The 18,107-nt window shown below is 41.4% G+C and carries 15 protein-coding genes, 2 pseudogenes and 1 riboswitch; of the genes and pseudogenes, 4 read left to right on the plus strand and 13 right to left on the minus strand.

From position 1 onward, the window contains the following. Positions 1–61: 61 nt before the first annotated feature. From AC3IPL_RS07100 to nrdR, 5 genes are all read right to left on the minus strand, one after another. Entirely contained in the window at positions 62–1,543 is a 1,482-nt protein-coding gene (locus tag AC3IPL_RS07100; RefSeq protein ID WP_489240161.1) for an amino acid permease, read from the minus strand. Positions 1,544–1,598: 55 nt separating this feature from the next. Next, a riboswitch (Lysine riboswitch) is annotated at positions 1,599–1,770 on the minus strand. A 52-nt stretch (positions 1,771–1,822) separates the two neighbouring features. After that, a complete protein-coding gene (gene thrS / locus AC3IPL_RS07105; protein ID WP_489242309.1) occupies positions 1,823–3,751 on the minus strand; it encodes a threonine--tRNA ligase in 1,929 nt (642 codons plus the stop codon). Between the two features lie 285 nt (positions 3,752–4,036). Further along, positions 4,037–4,957 (minus strand): primosomal protein DnaI, encoded by a 921-nt coding sequence (gene dnaI / locus AC3IPL_RS07110; RefSeq protein WP_489240163.1) that lies wholly within the window; start codon positions 4,955–4,957, stop codon positions 4,037–4,039. Further along, positions 4,957–6,291: a replicative helicase loading/DNA remodeling protein DnaB gene (gene dnaB / locus AC3IPL_RS07115; RefSeq protein ID WP_489240165.1), complete on the minus strand. Its 1,335-nt coding sequence runs from the start codon at positions 6,289–6,291 to the stop codon at positions 4,957–4,959. Before dnaB ends, dnaI begins: the two co-directional genes overlap by 1 nt. 8 nt (positions 6,292–6,299) lie before the next feature. Beyond that, positions 6,300–6,764, minus strand: a complete 465-nt coding sequence (gene nrdR / locus AC3IPL_RS07120) for a transcriptional regulator NrdR (protein ID WP_489240167.1) — start codon at positions 6,762–6,764, stop codon at positions 6,300–6,302. 100 nt (positions 6,765–6,864) lie between these two features. Between nrdR and AC3IPL_RS07125 the strand changes: the two genes are divergently transcribed. Next, complete coding sequence (locus AC3IPL_RS07125) at positions 6,865–7,587, plus strand: SGNH/GDSL hydrolase family protein (RefSeq protein WP_489240169.1); 723 nt, start codon at positions 6,865–6,867, stop codon at positions 7,585–7,587. A 35-nt stretch (positions 7,588–7,622) separates the two neighbouring features. On the opposite strand, the gene AC3IPL_RS07130 is transcribed toward AC3IPL_RS07125, so the two are convergent. The 3 genes and pseudogenes from AC3IPL_RS07130 to AC3IPL_RS07140 form a co-directional block, all read right to left on the minus strand. Further along, positions 7,623–8,219, minus strand: coding sequence for an alpha/beta hydrolase (locus AC3IPL_RS07130; RefSeq protein WP_489240170.1), 597 nt, complete (start codon positions 8,217–8,219; stop codon positions 7,623–7,625). Positions 8,220–8,242: 23 nt separating this feature from the next. Then, a pseudogene (locus AC3IPL_RS07135) lies at positions 8,243–8,437 on the minus strand (VOC family protein); the annotation flags it as partial. 174 nt (positions 8,438–8,611) lie between these two features. Beyond that, on the minus strand, positions 8,612–9,487 hold the full coding sequence (locus AC3IPL_RS07140) for a LysR family transcriptional regulator (RefSeq protein WP_489240172.1): 876 nt from the start codon (positions 9,485–9,487) through the stop codon (positions 8,612–8,614). Between the two features lie 154 nt (positions 9,488–9,641). Between AC3IPL_RS07140 and AC3IPL_RS07145 the strand changes: the two genes are divergently transcribed. Both AC3IPL_RS07145 and AC3IPL_RS07150 read left to right on the plus strand, forming a co-directional pair. Beyond that, a complete protein-coding gene (locus AC3IPL_RS07145) occupies positions 9,642–10,664 on the plus strand; it encodes a YeiH family protein (protein WP_318757676.1) in 1,023 nt (340 codons plus the stop codon). 27 nt (positions 10,665–10,691) lie between these two features. After that, complete coding sequence (locus tag AC3IPL_RS07150) at positions 10,692–11,114, plus strand: universal stress protein (protein ID WP_489240175.1); 423 nt, start codon at positions 10,692–10,694, stop codon at positions 11,112–11,114. 73 nt (positions 11,115–11,187) lie between these two features. On the opposite strand, the gene AC3IPL_RS07155 is transcribed toward AC3IPL_RS07150, so the two are convergent. Next, positions 11,188–11,757 (minus strand): recombinase family protein, encoded by a 570-nt coding sequence (locus AC3IPL_RS07155; protein ID WP_489242311.1) that lies wholly within the window; start codon positions 11,755–11,757, stop codon positions 11,188–11,190. A gap of 263 nt (positions 11,758–12,020) precedes the next feature. After that, positions 12,021–12,293: an IS66 family insertion sequence element accessory protein TnpA gene (tnpA, locus tag AC3IPL_RS07160; protein ID WP_489240177.1), complete on the minus strand. Its 273-nt coding sequence runs from the start codon at positions 12,291–12,293 to the stop codon at positions 12,021–12,023. Positions 12,294–12,444: 151 nt separating this feature from the next. Here tnpA and AC3IPL_RS07165 point away from each other — a divergent pair, with 151 nt between their 5' ends. Further along, the gene (locus AC3IPL_RS07165) at positions 12,445–15,411 is read left to right on the plus strand and encodes a Tn3 family transposase (RefSeq protein WP_489240179.1); all 2,967 of its coding nucleotides are present in this window, start codon (positions 12,445–12,447) and stop codon (positions 15,409–15,411) included. A 76-nt stretch (positions 15,412–15,487) separates the two neighbouring features. On the opposite strand, the pseudogene AC3IPL_RS07170 reads toward AC3IPL_RS07165, so the two are convergent. The 3 genes and pseudogenes from AC3IPL_RS07170 to coaE form a co-directional block, all read right to left on the minus strand. Beyond that, positions 15,488–16,258, minus strand: a pseudogene (locus tag AC3IPL_RS07170) (VOC family protein); the annotation flags it as partial. Positions 16,259–16,388: 130 nt separating this feature from the next. Next, complete coding sequence (locus tag AC3IPL_RS07175; RefSeq protein WP_489240181.1) at positions 16,389–17,423, minus strand: glyceraldehyde-3-phosphate dehydrogenase; 1,035 nt, start codon at positions 17,421–17,423, stop codon at positions 16,389–16,391. Positions 17,424–17,501: 78 nt separating this feature from the next. Next, entirely contained in the window at positions 17,502–18,104 is a 603-nt protein-coding gene (gene coaE, locus AC3IPL_RS07180) for a dephospho-CoA kinase (RefSeq protein WP_489240183.1), read from the minus strand. Between the last annotated feature and the right edge of the window lie 3 nt (positions 18,105–18,107).

The raw sequence follows: 18,107 nt of genomic DNA on the forward strand, positions 1-18,107 counted from the left end.
GGCTTCTACTTGTCCGTTTCGTATTCAACAGACTAAAGTATAACAGGATTAATTAGTGATGTCAAACATTAATTTTTTCGTAGTCACTCATATCATGTGACTGTGATAAGTCGACCTCTGTGAGTGGGATTTTCTTCGTCTTATATTTCAGTTTATGGTAGAAATAGAAGAACAGGAATACCGGGATACCCATATAAGTGATGAGCACTGAATCCCATTCAAACTTGCCGCCTGTCACGAGCTCTACGTCCTGCCCTAAGATGACAACTGTACATAGCAGAAAGGCAAACAACGGACCGAACGGGAATAATTTTGCCCGGTACTTCAGAACTGACAGATCTTTGTTCTGCGCATAGAATGCCCGGCGAAACCGGTAATGGCTGATTGCGATACCCAGCCATGCGATGAAGCCGGTCATCCCACTTGCTGCAACAATATATTCGTAGGCACCATTTGCCAGACGTTCTACTAAGAAGATGATGATGACAACAACAAACGTTGCCAGAAGACTTGGAATCGGGACCCCCTGCTTGTTCACTTCAGAGAATCTTCTTGGTGCCAGACCATCTTTCCCCATCGCGTACAGCATACGTGTTGAAGCGTACATACCTGAGTTACCGGCTGATAGAATGGAAGTCAGAATGACTGCATTCATGAATGATGCCGCAAACGCAAGTCCTGCATTTTCAAAGACGAGCGTAAACGGAGACTTCGCGATATCGTCGCCGCCCATCAAATTCGGATTAGTATATGGGATGATGAGTCCGATAATGAGAATCGCTAAAATATAGAAAATCAATATACGCCAGAACACTTGATTGATGGCTTTTGGAATAGTTTTCTCCGGCTCTTCTGATTCACCGGCTGTGATACCGACCAGCTCTGTTCCTTGGAAGCTGAATCCTGCCACAAGGAAGACACCGAGAATAGTCAAGAATGACTGTGTGACATTCTGACCGAGAAACGGCGCGTCACCTGTCGTAAAGTTTGACAATCCGATGAATTCCCCGCCTAAAATACCGACAATCGTCAGGAGCCCGATGCCGATGAACAAAATGACTGTCACTACTTTGATCAGTGCAAACCAGTATTCACTCTCACCGTATACTTTGACGCTGAGTGTATTGAGCCCGAATATAATCGCCAGGAACACTAAACTCCATGCCCAGGCAGGCATAAAATCAAAGACGCCCCAATATTTGATGACGGAACTTGCGATACTGACATCTGCAGCCACTGTGATGACCCAGTTGAACCAGTAGTTCCAGCCGAGTGCGAAACCAAGTGACGGATCGACGAACCGCGTCGCATAGGTCGAGAATGACCCTGAAATCGGTAGATAGGTCGCCATCTCACCAAGACTGGTCATCAAGAAGAAGACCATAAGACCGATAATAGCAAATGCGAGCAGTGCACCACCCGGTCCTGCTTCACGAATGGCACCGCCTGAAGTCATAAACAGGCCGGTCCCGATACAGCCCCCGATAGCTATCATCGAAATATGACGGGGCTTTAATTGACGTTGTACTTCTGTATTACTCATAAGACACCTCTCATCACACAAAAAAAGGTGCACATCACATAGATGCACACCAAATGGTTTAAGTAGCGCATCACGAATGTGACAGTCTGACATATCTTCTACGCCAGCCCAGCAGCTCCCTGTTATCATCAGGAGTCACTTCGGCAATGTCACCTTTCACGCTGCGTCATTTACGCGATACCGTATCTGCAGCCTTACTCATCTTCATTGCAACCTCTACCTCTTTTTGAGGAATATTTATTTGTTTTTACTATACCGTATGAAAGACGAATTCACAACCTATTTTTTCAGGCGAATCTCATCAACGAGCTTCCAGATGAATTCATCGCGCTCCATAGTCAGCGATTCTTTCTTACCATATTGACGGACGTTGACTTCGTTATTTTCAACTTCTTTGTCACCGACTACTATCTGATAAGGAACTTTGTTCATCTGAGCTTCGCGGATTTTGTACCCCATCTTCTCTTCACGGTCATCAATATGACAGCGGACGCCCTGCGACTTCAGTTCGTCATACAGCGCTCGTGCATAATCATAATGGACAGCGTTGGATACTGGAATGATCTCCAGCTGATTCGGTGCGAGCCAAGTCGGATATGCGCCTTTATATTCTTCAGTCAGAAAGGCAACAAATCGTTCCATCGTTGAGATGACGCCGCGGTGAATGACGACTGGACGGTGGTCTTGACCATCACTACCGACATAAGTCAGATCAAAGCGTTCAGGCAGCAGGAAGTCAAGCTGTACAGTTGACAACGTCTCTTCTTTGCCGAGTGCTGTCTTCACCTGGACATCGAGCTTCGGACCGTAGAATGCCGCTTCACCAGGCGCCTCATCGTAGTCAAGCCCCATCTCATCCACTGCTTCTTTCAGCATCGCCTGTGCACGTTCCCACATGTCATCATCCTGGAAGTATTTCTCTGTATCTTCAGGATCACGGTAAGACAGACGGAATTTGTAGTCCTTGAACTTAAAGTCTTCATAGACATCAATGACGAGCTGTACAACACGCTTGAACTCATCTTTGATCTGATCCGGACGGACGAAGATATGGGCATCATTCAAAGTCATACCGCGCACACGCTGTAAGCCTGATACAGCCCCACTTGCTTCGTAACGGTGCATTGTACCAAGTTCTGCGATACGAATCGGCAGTTCACGGTAGCTGTGCTTCGCATTTTTGTAGACCATCATATGGTGCGGACAGTTCATCGGACGCAGCACGAGTGCTTCATTATCCATTTCCATCACAGGGAACATATCCTCCTGATAATGATCCCAGTGACCAGACGTCTTATACAGATCGACAGAACCCATGACCGGAGTATACACATGGTCATAGCCGAGTGCGACTTCTTTGTCGACAATATAACGTTCTAATTCGCGGCGGATCGTCGCACCGTTCGGCAGCCAGAGCGGCAGTCCAGCGCCGATCAGTGGATTAGTCGCAAACAGATCCAGTTCCTTGCCGATCTTACGGTGGTCACGCTCTTTGCGCTCTTCAATAATACGTAGATGTTCTTTCAGTGCTTTCTTGTCAAAGAAGGCAGTCCCGTATATCCGCTGCAGCATCTTGTTGCTGGCATCACCGCGCCAGTAAGCACCGGCAGTGGATAACAATTTGAATTCTTTGATTTTCCCAGTGGATGGCACATGGACACCGCGGCATAGGTCAGTGAATTCGCCTTGTGAATATAATGTCACGTTCTCATCTGCTGGAATCGCATCGATTAACTCCTGTTTGTACGGGTCATCTTTGAATACTTCTTTTGCCTCGTCACGTGAGACAACGCGGCGTTCAATCGCGATGTTCTCAGCAACAATCTGACGCATCGTCTTCTCGATATCTGCTAAATCTTCACTGGAAACTTTATGGTCAGTATCAAAATCATAATAGAAGCCTTCTTCAATGACTGGACCAACACCGAAATGGACATTGCCATAGAGTCGTTTCAATGCTTGTGCCATGAGGTGAGCGGTCGAATGACGGAGCACTTCGATTCCTTCCTTAGATTCCGGTGTAATAATCTCAATGTCACCATCTGTCTCAAGGCGAGTCTTCAAGTCCACCATCTGCCCGTTAAATTTACCGGCCAATGCTTTTTTCTTTAGTCCAGGACTGATAGAACCCGCAATTTCTTCAGTTGTCACACCGCTGTCAAATACTTTTTCATTACCATCAGGAAACTTAATGTTGATTTCACTCATCATGAACACTCCTTAAAATTAATAAGTCATAAAACACAAAAAGACCCCCTCCCAAAAAGGGACGGAGTCTTCCGTGGTACCACCCTAATCGCCCTAAGGCAACTCTGCATAAGATAACGGTCTTGAGCCGGGCATCGTTTAAATGCCAATAGAAAAAGGGAGTAATGAGACGGCACTTATCCGGACTTTCACCACACTCCGGCTCGCTTCATAAGACGTCAGTTCTCATCATATCCTCTTATTATTGAATATTATAGTTCTATTATACACGCCTCTTCATAATTTTCAAGAACGGCGGTAGTTTTTTCCGGATAGCTGATACGGGTCGCTGAGTGCATGGATCCGTTCCATCATTCGGAGTGCTTTCGTCTGTTCGACACCATTGCGTGTATTCGAGAAATGATGTTCAAGTTCTTCCAGATTGAAGTTCGATGAGAAGAATGTCGGCAGCTGGTTCATCATCCGGTGATGCAGCAGCGGTCCAAGCACTTCATCACGTACCCATGGCGTCAAGTCTTCAGCACCGATATCATCAAGCATCAATACTGGACTCTTTCTGACACGATCCAGCTTCTGCTCGAATGAATGGTCACTGAAACCTGCCTTCAATTCACGAATGAATTCCGGGACATAGAATATCGTTGAATAGACATGCTTTTCTTTCAGCTGATTGGCAATCGCTCCTAAAATAAATGATTTACCGGTACCAAAGCTCCCGTGAATGTACATTGCTTTAGTAGACTTTCCTGCAGCGATATCATTGCAGATCTGCATCGCCTGTCTGACAATGTTCAGACGTTCAGTTGAGTCAAGATCAACCGTGTTTATTTTAGCGTTCAATATTTCATAAGGGACATGCATCGCAGTGACGTACTCTTTCATCTTCATTTCTTCGTCATACACTTTCTTGTTCGGACATGGCGAGTAAGCAATTTTGATGCGCTGGTCCTCAACATACAGTGACGGCGTATGACCCTTGACGAAATTGATGCAGCTGCCATAGTTCCGGCAGCGGTCGCACAGCTTCGACTGATCCTTATATTCCTGAAGAATGGACAGATCTTTATCAATGATCTCGTCAGTCACTTCCGGGTGTTCCATCAGAAATGCTTTGATTTCATCATCATGGATTGTCTCCTGCTTGACTTGTGCAATACGCGCCTGTATCCCCGGATTATCTTTTAAAAATGCGCTGAATGGTTTCATCAGTGGTCCTCCTTCCAGAAGTTTTTCAGTTCTTCTTCAAGCTTTCTTTTTTCATCTTCAAGTTCAGTATCATTTTGGACATCAACTTGAACCCCTTCTTTCATCTGCGTCACCCAGACAGGGGTCTTCTCATAAGACGGGCGCGTCCGTATCTTCGCAGTTTTCTGTTCCGATTTACGTTCAGCCTGCTGTTTCTGAATTTTCTTCACGTAATCATAGGCTTGTTTGCTGGATTGCAGTTGTAACTTCTTCCAGTTGGATGCAATTTCTTCGATATAGCGCTGCGGCAGCTTCATATCATTAGTGAACATCACGTACTGCAGCAGTATGTTGATTACACCGAACGGCAGTTTTTCACGTTCAATGATTGATTCAATCAATTGTTTCTGGCGCGTCGTCGGTTCTGATTTGCTGATCGATGCAAGCATCTCTACCGGACTTGTAGTATCCATCATGTCATACCATGACAGCTGCGTCTGATCTTCATGATCTTCCTGCTTCCGCGCTTCAGTCAATGCCGGCAGATTCCCTTGATGTTCCATCTGATAGAAATCACGGGCATTTTTGCGCAGCTCTTCGTGCGAAATGGTCTGATCTGCACTGAGTGACTGCAGGATGATTCTCCGCATTTCAGTAGGCGCAATATCATAGAGTACAGACAGCTGAGTGATCAAGTCACGGGTCTCTTTCGGCAGCTGTTCACGCGTAATCAAGTTTTGATTGAGCAGCATCTCCAGCAGGTCGAAATCAAATGTCTGCTGATGGACTGGAATCCCTAATGAATCCTTGGTTTTAATGATATGATGATTATCTTTAAAAATGGCGGCATCCGGCTCTTTCGGTGTCCCGAAGACATCCATATAATTTTTTGAGACATCGCGGTAATCTGACAAATCGATCGTCTCCGTACAGAATTGTTTTTTAAGCTGATTAAACCGCTCTTTGCCGACAACCTGGAATAAGAACACAGACAGCATCGGATCATTGAAAAATTGATGAGGCATCACTGGACTGATCAGCTTATAGACGAAACACTGCTCTTCTCCTGTCTTCAAAAAGGTCTTCATTAACCCGATACCTTCCAGCCGTTCACGCAGCTGCTCAAAATGACTTAAATTCATCTTCAGTTCATTCAAAATTAAATAATGGGTCTGTGGGTCAGAGACTTGCTGCCCATCGATAAATTGAGTTAAATACTGATAGACCGCAATACTTTCAAGTCCGATCAATGGGATATACAGCCGCTTCAACACTTCTTCTGACAGCGGTGACTGTACATAGTTTGTATGGACGATAAAAGAGTCAGCGGGTCTTAACCCAGAAAAATAATGCACATCAACACCTACTTCTTGTCTTTATCATTTAATATCCCCTGCATCGTGCTCAGCAGTTGATCAATGTCTTTGAATTCTTTGTAGACAGAGGCGAAGCGGACATAGGACACTTGGTCGAGCTTCATCAGTTCATCCATGACCAGTTCACCGACATCTACAGAAGAGACTTCATTCTTGCCGTTTTCACGTAGTTGAAATTCGATTTCATTCGTAATTTTTTCAAGGTCATCAAAAGCAACGGGGCGCTTTTCACTCGCTCTGACCAGCCCGCCGAGTACTTTGTCGCGGTTGAAGGCCTGCCTTGTTCCGTCTTTCTTGACGACGATCAGCGGTGCCAGTTCAATGCGTTCAAATGTTGTGAACCGCGCCCCGCACTGTTCGCATTCACGACGCCTTCTAATCGCTGTCAGATCATCTGCATGTCTGGAATCCACTACTTTCGATTGATTATAACTGCATTTTGGACATCTCAAGACATTCACCTCACTCATAGTTATCATCTTATTATACATGATTCAAGAAGAGTTAAAAACCGTTATTGAAAGGGTATAACTCACAGGAGGAGGAAGATCTATGAGACCTGATATGTTAGCTCTAGAAAAATTTGAAGAAGGCAATCCTGTCAACAAGGAACGGGATAAATTTAATCGGAGAAATGAAACGCTGCTCTACCATAATGACCCGGTCGGTATTCTGTTCATCGGTGATTCCATTACCGCCTACTGGGACTTAGACAGTTACTTTGAGTTGACTGACGGCAGCAGATTGATCAACCGCGGCATTTCAAACGACCGCACCATGTATATAAAAAAGCGATTTTACGCCGATGCGCTGCAGCTGAATCCTGACTTTATCATTTTATCTGCGGGGGTCAATAACACAAAAGATCTCGATCAGTCGCTGAGTCAGGAAACAAGTGACCGGCTAGTTCTGCAAGTGACTGATGACATCAAGGACATCGTCACCGCTGCAGCAGCACATCACATTCCGATTGCCATCACTTCAGTGACGTCCACCAACCGGAAGCATCTGAAGTCATTCGAATTGCGGGCAGAGACGATTCGACGCATCAATGATGAGTTAAGACAGTTTGCTTATGACAGAAGCATTCCATACATCGACTATTATTCAGCTATGACATTAACGGATGATGGTATTGATTATCTCAATCCGGACCTTGCTGTTGACGGTCTCCATCCACACGTCTATGGCTACGACATCATGGCGAAGACTGTTGTTGATACGTTGAGTCATCTACCGCTTAAACTCCGGCATGAACCGGCTGAAAATCCATAAAAAAAGGAAATGGCATAAACCATTTCCTTTTTTTATTATAATTGATGATACCACTTTGCAGCATGCTGCACTTCATCCGGTGTCAACGAATGCCCTTGTTGATGCCAGAATAATTCTACTTCTGCACCGGCATGACGTAATGTTTCTGCCAGTTCTTCTGTTTGTTCCGGTGTACAGATTGGGTCGTTAGTACCCGCACCGATAAAGACATGAGTCCCAGTTAAGTCCGGCAGTTCAACGTTGCGGAGGGGAACCATCGGGTGAAATAAAATAGCATGCTTAAGTGACTTATTGTCGTGATAAAGGAGACTTGCAGCGATATTGGCGCCGTTTGAATATCCGACTGCCACCACATGATCTCGGTTGAAGCCATTGTCCGCTGCAGTGTCATCAATAAATGTATTCAATTCTTTCGTACGATATATTAAATCTTGTTCATCAAATACTCCTTCAGCAAGTCTTTTGAAAAATCTAGGCATACCATTTTCACTGACTTTCCCTCTGACACTCAGGACATTGGCGTCTGAATCAATCAATGAACCGATCGGCAGCAAATCATATTCATTGCCACCTGTACCATGAAGCAGTAATAACGTACTGTCATTTGTGCCATTGTTATATATATGTTTCATCGTCTTTATCATCCTTCCAGTGACTATTTTGTACTTCTTACTGTATCAATCGGTCTGACCTGCGCTTCGATGGCTTCACGCTGTAGTTCAAGAAATGGTGGAAGAGATAGCTTCTCACCTAATGTTTCATAGGGTTCATCGCCCATGAATCCAGGTCCATCTGTCGCGATTTCAAATAATAATGGTGCTGTAAGTCTAGCATACAGTGATTTGAAGAAGGGGTAGCGTCAGGAAAATGCGGATTTACAACGCTAAGATCACTCCCAAGATTAATAACCCGATTTTAACAACGATAGGTGGGGGATTGGTATTTATTTTATCTGATATTGGATGAACTTGTTCCACGTTGATAGGGCTTGCTTTTCACCTCGTCATTCACAATTGACTGGATTTCATTCTATAACTAAGGATTCAATAAATATCTCGATTGCTTTTGTATAAAATTCAACTCTTGGAGTTATAAGTGAAAAATTTCGTGAGATTGGAAACCCATTTATATCAAGTAACTTCACTTTACCAAGTTCTAGTTCGTTTTTTATTGACGCGTGTGAGAGTATAGAAATTCCTAGACCAGCTTCAATAGATTCCTTAATAACTTGCGTACTCCCAAATGTCATATACTTCTTCGGAGAAAACCCCAATTGTTTAAATCCCTTTTCTTGCATTTCTCTCGTTCCAGAACCTTCTTCACGAACTAACCAAGTCTCTAGGTTTAATAACAAGGGGTCTATTTCCTTTTGTTCTGCTAAATGGTGATTTGAAGGGACTGTAATTGATAACTCGTCATGAGCAAATGGTATAACCTTTATATTTTCATTATTAGCCTCTCCTTCGATTATCCCAACATCTACCTCGTGTTTCTTTATTAAATCTATAATTTCATTAGAATTTTTTATAGTAATGATTGGATTTAATAATGGATAGGATTTAAGCAAACTGGCAATTTTATGAGGAAGAATGTATTCCCCGAAAGTATAACTTGCACCAATAGAAAGAGGACCACTTGCAGTATGTTTTAAATCATCAATGAGTCTTTCCATTCGAGTATAGAGACCTAAGATGTCCTTGGCGTGATGAAATACTATTTCTCCAGCCTTGCTAAGTCGAACATATTTGTTTGTCCTCTCTAACAATTTTATCCCCATGTTTTTTTCTAACGTTTGTATATAATTGCTGACTGCTGGTTGTGTCATATGGAGAAGTTCAGCTGCTCGGGTAAAGTTCTTTTGTTCTGCAACTGTAGTAAATACAAGTAAAGATTGATCCATTATGAGTCTTCCTCCTTAGAATAAAATGGGGTCTAAAAATTTTAAACTTCCATGATAAGTAATTTTATATTATAGCTATAATTATAATCTATTTTACTTATTATCAAAACAAATATACTCTTAATACAAGGAAGCAAATATAGGAGTTGTTAAAATGAATACATCATTAGCAAAACATAAAAAATCATCCTCGAGAGGACTTTGGTTCGGTGGTGTTGGATTTACCTTTATTATTGCATTAGTTGGTTTTGGATTATCAAAAATACCCGGGTTAGATCATGTTGGTCAGCTCGCCTGTGCAATCATCATTGCAGTAGTTTATCGACAAATTTGGGGATATCCTGAGAAATTCCGTACTGGAATCCAATTCTCTGCCAAAAGGTTGTTAAGGCTTGCTATTATCCTTTTTGGGTTAAAACTAAACATTGATGTTGTTTTTCATCAAGGGTTAGGTTTGCTTGCAAGAGATGTTGGAACCATCGTTTTTTCAATCCTTCTTACAATGTTGCTTGCAAAACTATTCAAAGCGAATTCTTCCTTATCCTTGTTATTAGGAATTGGAACAGGGGTGTGTGGCGCTGCTGCAATTGCAGCCGTTTCACCCATTTTGAAAGCAAAGGATGAAGATACTGCTATTGGGGCAGGTATAATTGCTTTAGTTGGTACCATTTTCGCCATAACATACACTATCTTACGTCCGTTTCTCCCTTTGACAGACCTTCAATACGGTGTTTGGTCAGGTGTAGGTCTACACGAAATTGCTCATGTTGCCTTAGCAGGAGCGCCTGCTGGTCCAGATGCACTTGCTATTGCTTTGTTAGCGAAACTAGGTCGTGTTTTCTTACTCGTTCCACTTAGTTTTATTCTTATGTACTGGATGAAACGAAAAAATAAAGTTGAATCAGATTCTGATGCTAAAATTGAATTTCCATGGTTTCTCATAGGTTTTATTATCATGAGCTTATTTGGAAGTTATGTCCTTGGTCATTTGATTACCGTCCCAACTAGTGTCATGAATAGCATCTCTTTCTTCACTTCCTTTATCCTAACTATGGCTATGATTGGATTAGGTTTAAATGTTAGTCTAAAAGACCTTAGAACGAAAGCGTTAAGACCACTTCTAGCAATGGCTATTACATCTGTTTTGTTATCTGTTATCACATACTTCACAATGTAATTAATTGTAAATCAGGAGGTTTTTTAAATGAATAAAATATTATTTCCTACTGATGGTTCGGCTTATTCTGAACATGCCGCAAGAATGACAGGGGAGTTCTTGGAAGCTTGGCCAAATGCAACAGGTGTTGTGCTTTACGTCACGGTTAAAGAAAATTACGCCTATGATTTTGCACCTGAAGCAGTGGATCGATACGAAAAAGAACTTAGTAAACATATTGAAAAGAAAATTATGGAAGGAGTCCTTCAACCTTGGAAGGATCGTCTTGAATATAATCATCAAATAGGTCACCAAAGTCAAACCATTTGTCATGTTGCCCAAACAGAGGAAGTAGATCTTATTATATTGGGTAGTCATGGAAGAGGTGTTTTTGATCGAGTATTAATGGGCAGTGTTGCTCAAGGGGTGTTACACCGGTCCGAAATTCCTGTCTTGATTGTTAAGAAGTAATTGTTCAAATTAAGGGCTTACCATAAGGTAAAGCCCTTAATACTCCTATAATCCTTTAATTCTTTAATCCTTTTCATGTTTCAGATAATTTTCTATATAAAGAAGCTCTAGATACATTTGTAATTTCACAAATTTGATTTACAGTCATTCCTCCTTCTTTATATAGTTTAACTGCATAATTCATACCTGCGTGATTTTTATGATATTTCTTTAATCGACCTTTAAACTTTCCTTCTTTCTTTGCTAGCTCAATCCCTTCACGCTGACGCATACGAATAAGATCTCGCTCTAATTGGTTAACGCCAGCCATTACCGTAATTAAGAATTGGCTGTATGGATTATCTTCTGATAAATCTAACCATGTATCCTTGAGTGATTTTAAGTTTGCCATTTTACTGCGTATTAAATCAATCAATTCAAATAAATTCTGCGTACTTCGAGTGATCCGAGTTAAGTCTGTAACATAAATAATGTCACCTTCCTGTAAATCCTCTAACATTTTTTGAAGTTGCTCACGATCCTTTGTTGCTCCAGAAACTTTTTCTTCAAAAATGATATCCATTCCGATTTTGTTCAATTGCTGAAATTGCCTTGAAGGATTCTGGCTAGTTGAACTGACACGTATATAACCGATTTTTCGCATCATACCACCTCGCTTTTGATACAAGTCTTATGAGACACTCCCTACTATGATTTTATCGTAAGCGTCAAATAGCGCCCACCTGGTTTCCAGGGGGCGCTATTTGACGCTTACTTAAAATCATTATCCGTATATTCGGTGCATGAAATACCTCCTGGAAAACAGGATTGCGTTTTTTTACGCTTACTGTCATTTGTAAAAAAGTACGATGGTACGAGGTGCCTATCCCCTTGTACCATCCAGACTCTAACATATTCCATGTATTTTCATAAATTGTAGCGAATTGTCAGAATTGTTTGTGCACCCGGTGCGTGAAATTTATGCACAACAATAGGTAACCACTGTGCGGGTTGAATTTTTGTCTGTGTACGTGACTTACGTAGCCACTGATACATACTTTGAACGGGTACATTATTTTTTTCACACCAAGCGGCAACGCTTTCTTCACCACTTGTATGGAAAGCTTGAATACGAGATTGCCACATCAGCTGACGTTCAGATCGTTTCATAAAAAAACCTCCAACTTCATTCATTTTCATGATTGTCTCATGTCTAATAAATTCGTTGAAGGTGTGCTATATTTGGCGCTTACATTTTATCTGTCTACTACACTTGTATCAATAGAGTACACTCTATTGATATATAATTGAACTAATTAACTGAATAATTACAGAAATGAGATGATACTGTATGAAAATTGCGAGAGGTAGAGAATTGCTTACACCTGAACAGCGACAGACCCTTATGCAAATCCCTGAAGATGAATGGGTGCTAGGAACCTACTACACTTTTTCCAAAAGAGATTTAGAAATTATAAATAAGCGAAGGAGAGAAGAAAACCGTTTAGGGTTTGCCGTTCAATTAGCCGTTCTTCGATATCCCGGTTGGCCATACACTCATATCAAAAGCATCCCAGATTCAGTCCTACTTTATATATCGAAACAAATCGGTGCCACTCCATCTTCGCTTAGTCTTTATCCTCAAAGAGAAAATACACTTTGGGATCATTTGAAAGAAATTCGAAGTGAATATGACTTTGTAACTTTTACTTTAAAAGAATATCGATTGACATTTAAGCACCTTCATCAATTAGCTTTGGAAAATGGTGATGCTATTCATCTATTACATGAATGCTTAAATTTTCTAAGAAAAAACAAAATCATTCTATCTGCTTTCACTACACTTGAAAGAATGGTGTGGGAGGCAAGGGCAATGGCTGAAAAAAAGCTATTTAATACGGTGAGTCAATCTCTTACAAATGAGCAAAAGGAAAAGCTTGAAGAAATCATTACGTCGCAGCAATCATCCGAATCCAATAAAACGATATTAGGTTGGTTAAAGGAACCGCCGGGACACCCTTCTCCCGAAACCTTTCTAAAAGTAATAGAACGACTCGAATACATACGAGGAATGAAATTAGAATCGGTAAATATTAGCCATTTGCATCGCAATCGTCTATTACAGCTATCTCGCTTAGGTTCAAGATATGAGCCTTATGCATTCCGTGACTTTCAAGAAAATAAACGGTATTCGATATTAACAGTCTATTTATTACAACTTACTCAGGAGTTAACAGATAAAGCTTTTGATATTCATGACAGACAAATACTTAGTCTGCTATCAAAAGGTCGTAAGACTCAAGAGGAAATTCAGAAACAAAACGGTAAAAAACTGAATGAGAAAGTTATACACTTTACGAGCATCGGACAAGCCTTAATCAAAGCTAAAGAGGAAAAATTAGACGTTTTTGAGGTACTAGAATCCGTTATTGAATGGAATTCTTTTGTCTCTTCGGTAGAAGAAGCTCAGGAGCTTGCACGTCCTTCTGACTATGATTATTTAGACTTATTGCAAAAACGATTTTATTCACTTAGAAAATATACGCCAACACTATTAAGGGTATTGGAATTTCATTCCACAAAGGCAAATGAGCCACTTTTACAAGCTGTAGAGATTATCCGAGGAATGAACGAATCTGGAAAGCGAAAAGTACCTGATGACTCACCTGTGGATTTTATTTCAAAACGTTGGAAAAAGCATTTATATGAGGATGATGGAACAACAATCAATCGTCATTACTATGAGATGGCTGTTTTAACAGAACTTCGGGAGCATGTTCGTGCAGGAGATGTTTCCATTATTGGTAGCAGACAATATAAAGATTTTGAGGAATATTTGTTTTCAGAAGATACTTGGAATCAAACGAAAGAGAATACAAGGTTATCAGTAAGTTTATCATTCGATGATTATGTAATGGAGAGAGCCAACAGCCTTAATAAACGGTTAAAGTGGTTAGCTGCCAATTCCAACAAGTTAGATGGAGTTTCTCTTGAAAAAGGAAAGCTATCGATTGCACGCTTAGAAAAAGATGTTCCAGAAGAAGCAAAGAAATTTAGTGCAAGCCTGTATCAGATGCTACCAAGAATAAAATTAACCGATCTACTGATGGATGTTGCCCATATAACAGGATTTCATGAGCAATTTACACATGCTTCTAACAATCGAAAACCAGATAAAGAAGAAACAATCATTATAATGGCTGCTCTTTTAGGTATGGGAATGAATATTGGATTGAGTAAGATGGCTGAAGCCACACCGGGACTTACATATAAGCAACTAGCCAATGTGTCTCAATGGCGCATGTATGAAGACGCAATGAATAAAGCCCAAGCTGTATTAGTAAATTTTCATCACAAGCTACAATTGTCTTTTTATTGGGGAGACGGCACAACGTCCTCGTCAGATGGGATGAGAATGCAGCTAGGGGTTTCATCACTACATGCAGATGCAAATCCCCATTATGGAACTGGTAAAGGAGCCACTATTTATCGATTTACGAGTGATCAATTTTCTTCTTACTACACAAAGATTATTCATACTAACTCAAGGGATGCAATTCATGTTTTGGATGGTTTATTGCATCACGAGACAGATCTAAACATAGAAGAGCATTATACAGATACGGCAGGTTACACAGACCAAATCTTCGGATTGACTCATTTATTAGGATTTAAATTTGCTCCAAGAATAAGAGATTTATCGGACTCAAAATTATTTACAATAGGTAAAGCAAGTGAGTATCCAAAACTAGAAGCTATTTTACGTGGACAAATAAATACAAAGGTCATTAAAGAGAACTATGAGGACGTTTTGCGATTAGCCCATTCAATAAGAGAAGGAACGGTCTCAGCATCCCTTATTATGGGGAAATTAGGTTCATATTCAAGACAAAATAGCTTAGCTACAGCCTTACGTGAAATGGGACGAATAGAAAAAACAATCTTTATTCTGAATTACATTTCAGATGAATCTATAAGGAGAAAAATACAAAGAGGATTGAATAAAGGAGAAGCCATGAATGGACTGGCAAGAGCTATTTTCTTCGGAAAACAAGGAGAGCTTAGGGAACGAACCATACAGCATCAGCTTCAAAGGGCTAGCGCTTTAAACATAATTATCAATGCTATTAGTATCTGGAATACCCTACATCTAACAAAGGCAGTTGAATATCAAAAACGGACTGGTAGTTTTAACGAAGACTTATTGCACCATATGTCACCTTTAGGCTGGGAACATATCAATCTACTTGGAGAATACCACTTTAATTTGGAGAAATTGGTCTCGTTAGATTCTTTAAGACCGTTGAGACTTTCTTAACGTTGTTAAAAACAGGGGAATCGTCTTGCAAATGGGCTTAACGTTGTAAATCCGCATTTTCCTGACGGTACCCCAAGAAGAAGCGGTCGACATAACCTGAGTTGGGCAGACCATAGCCCTGCAATCTTTCAATCCATTCATTCAGACCGTTTTCATCAGGTACTCTGAATGCCACATGGTGGATTGTCCCAAAGCCCTGGTATCCGGCCGGTCCTTCCGGTTGATCAACGATAATCACTGATGCACCATTACCACCTTCACCTGTTTCGAATAAATGCTGGTTTCCTTCTACTGCTGTTTCCTTAAACATATAGACTGTTTCAAACGCAGCTTTGAATGCATTGAACTGGCTGGTATTGATGACGACCGGTCCTAGACCATAAATACCAAACGCCTCTGGAACCGGACCATTTTTCCAAGGTTTGCCCGGTGCAACACCGTTATCATGTTCATCAGATATGATTTGATAGAGCTGACCGTCAAAGTCTTCAAAAGGCAGTACTTTTCTACCGAACTGTTCTTTTATGCCGTCATGTTTAACGTTGAATGCATTGAAACGATCAACAAAGTAATCCACTGCCTCGTCAGACGGTACGCGGAAAGATGTGCGTGCAATTTCGTTTGTGCCATGCATCCCTTTTTGAATACCGGCGAAATCAAAGAATGTCATATCAGTTCCGGCATTTCCTTCATCATCTGCGAAGAATAAATGATACGTGTTGATATCATCTTGATTGACTGTCTTTTTCACGAGACGCATCCCTAGAATTTCATTGAAGAAGTCATATATTTTTTCAGCACTGCTTGTAATCGCAGTGACATGATGTATACCTGTTAATTGTTGCATCTGAATAACCACCTTTTAGTATATTATAACTTGTGATGCAACTATCTGACACATGTAAAAAGGTCCTATCTACAAATGTAGTTAGGACCTCCGTATTAATGTTCAGCATCAACGTGAACACAATCTATTTTTATGCTTCTACTAAGTCATCTGATGTTGTATTCAATGCCTGACCTACCATCGATGCAAGTTCTACGACGCGCGTTGAATACCCCCACTCATTGTCATACCATGCCAGTACTTTTACTTTGCGGTTATCCATCACGATTGTAGATAATCCATCAACAATCGACGACATCGAGTTGGTATTGAAATCCACACTCACCAATGGTTCAAAAGTGATATCAAGAATGCCTTTTAATGGGCCTTCACTCGCTTCTTTAAAAGCTGCATTGACTTCTTCAACAGTCACATCCTGCTTCAAGTCGACGACAAGGTCGACTAATGAGACGTTTGTTGTCGGTACACGTAATGCCATGCCATGCAGTTTACCTTCTAATTCCGGCAGGACTAATGACAGTGCTTTCGCAGCACCTGTTGACGTCGGAATGATACTTTGTGCGCACGCACGTGCACGCCGCAGGTCTTTGTGAGGATTATCCAAGTTCTTCTGATCGTTAGTATAGGCATGAACAGTAGTCATCAGACCATTGTCGACGCCGAACGTTTCGTTCAACACTTTCACAACAGGTGCCAGACAGTTGGTTGTGCATGATGCATTAGAAATGACATCATAGGTTTCCACATCCAGCTGGTTGCAGTTGACACCACGGACAATCGTCTGCACATTTCCTTTACCCGGTGCTGTTAACAATACTTTTTTAGCTCCTGCTGTTAAATGGGCTGCAGCTTTCTCAGCATCATTGAATTTTCCAGTCGCTTCAATAACGATATCGATGTTTAATTCCTGCCATGGCAGCAATTCGGGATTACGCTCAGCTACAAGCTTAATTTCCTTACCATTGACTTTTAATCCATTGTCAAGCGGTTCAACATCGAGTTCAAATTTTCCGTGAGTCGTATCATATTTGATCAGATGGGCAAGTGTCTCAGATGGATAGCTTGCGTTAATAGCTACAATCTCCAGTTCGTTATTCAATGCCGCAGCACGGAATACCATTCTACCGATTCTACCTAAACCATTAATTGCCACTCTCGTCGTCATATCATCTTCCCCTTATTGTGTTATACTTTTTGTTTTCAATAGTATAACACAATAAGGGGTCTATGGAAGCGGTTTCCGTTATTTTTTTTCGTTTCGTTCAAAAAACTGTACGACTTGCCATTCTACCTGCTGTTGAAGCTCTTTAAGAGTGCCACTGTTATCGATGATCACGTCAGCACGTGCCTTTTTATCTTCAATCGACAACTGTGAACTGATGCGTGCAGCTGCATCGTCAGTAGACAGCTGGTTGCGCTTCTTCAAGCGCTCAAGCTGCACTGATTCAGGGACGTAAACCACCCAAACTTCATCCACTGTTGATTCGAGTCCATTTTCAAACAACAGCGGAATATCCATGATGACGTGATAGCCTGCTTGCAGCGCTTTCAGCTTCTCCTGCTCCATCATTTCTCTGACGCGTGGATGAATGATTTCATTTAATTGACGTCGTTTAGCTGCGTCACTAAATACAAGTTGTCCGACATATTGACGATTCATTTCACCCTTCAGCACCGCTTCTTCTCCGAATACCGCCTGAACTTCACGCAGGCCATCTGACCCTTTCGCCACAGCCTGTCTGCTCGCAACGTCAGCATCCACTACAACAAACCCATAGCCTTTCAATAGTTCAGCTACCGTTGACTTACCACTTGCGATACCACCTGTTAGTCCAATAGTTTTCATTCA

It is taken from the genome of Macrococcus sp. GL_134, assembly GCF_057834705.1.

Bases quoted from the DNA above. Each gene is read 5' to 3' on its own strand.
- coaE (WP_489240183.1), bottom strand. From the start codon at position 18,104: ATGAAAACTATTGGACTAACAGGTGGTATCGCAAGTGGTAAGTCAACG.
- AC3IPL_RS07150 (WP_489240175.1), top strand. From the start codon at position 10,692: ATGAATAAAATATTATTTCCTACTGATGGTTCGGCTTATTCTGAACAT.
- thrS (WP_489242309.1), bottom strand. From the start codon at position 3,751: ATGAGTGAAATCAACATTAAGTTTCCTGATGGTAATGAAAAAGTATTT.
- dnaI (WP_489240163.1), bottom strand. From the start codon at position 4,957: ATGAAACCATTCAGCGCATTTTTAAAAGATAATCCGGGGATACAGGCG.
- AC3IPL_RS07155 (WP_489242311.1), bottom strand. From the start codon at position 11,757: ATGCGAAAAATCGGTTATATACGTGTCAGTTCAACTAGCCAGAATCCT.
- AC3IPL_RS07100 (WP_489240161.1), bottom strand. From the start codon at position 1,543: ATGAGTAATACAGAAGTACAACGTCAATTAAAGCCCCGTCATATTTCG.
- AC3IPL_RS07140 (WP_489240172.1), bottom strand. From the start codon at position 9,487: ATGGATCAATCTTTACTTGTATTTACTACAGTTGCAGAACAAAAGAAC.
- AC3IPL_RS07175 (WP_489240181.1), bottom strand. From the start codon at position 17,423: ATGACGACGAGAGTGGCAATTAATGGTTTAGGTAGAATCGGTAGAATG.
- AC3IPL_RS07125 (WP_489240169.1), top strand. From the start codon at position 6,865: ATGAGACCTGATATGTTAGCTCTAGAAAAATTTGAAGAAGGCAATCCT.
- AC3IPL_RS07145 (WP_318757676.1), top strand. From the start codon at position 9,642: ATGAATACATCATTAGCAAAACATAAAAAATCATCCTCGAGAGGACTT.
- tnpA (WP_489240177.1), bottom strand. From the start codon at position 12,293: ATGAAAATGAATGAAGTTGGAGGTTTTTTTATGAAACGATCTGAACGT.
- AC3IPL_RS07165 (WP_489240179.1), top strand. From the start codon at position 12,445: ATGAAAATTGCGAGAGGTAGAGAATTGCTTACACCTGAACAGCGACAG.
- AC3IPL_RS07130 (WP_489240170.1), bottom strand. From the start codon at position 8,219: ATGAAACATATATATAACAATGGCACAAATGACAGTACGTTATTACTG.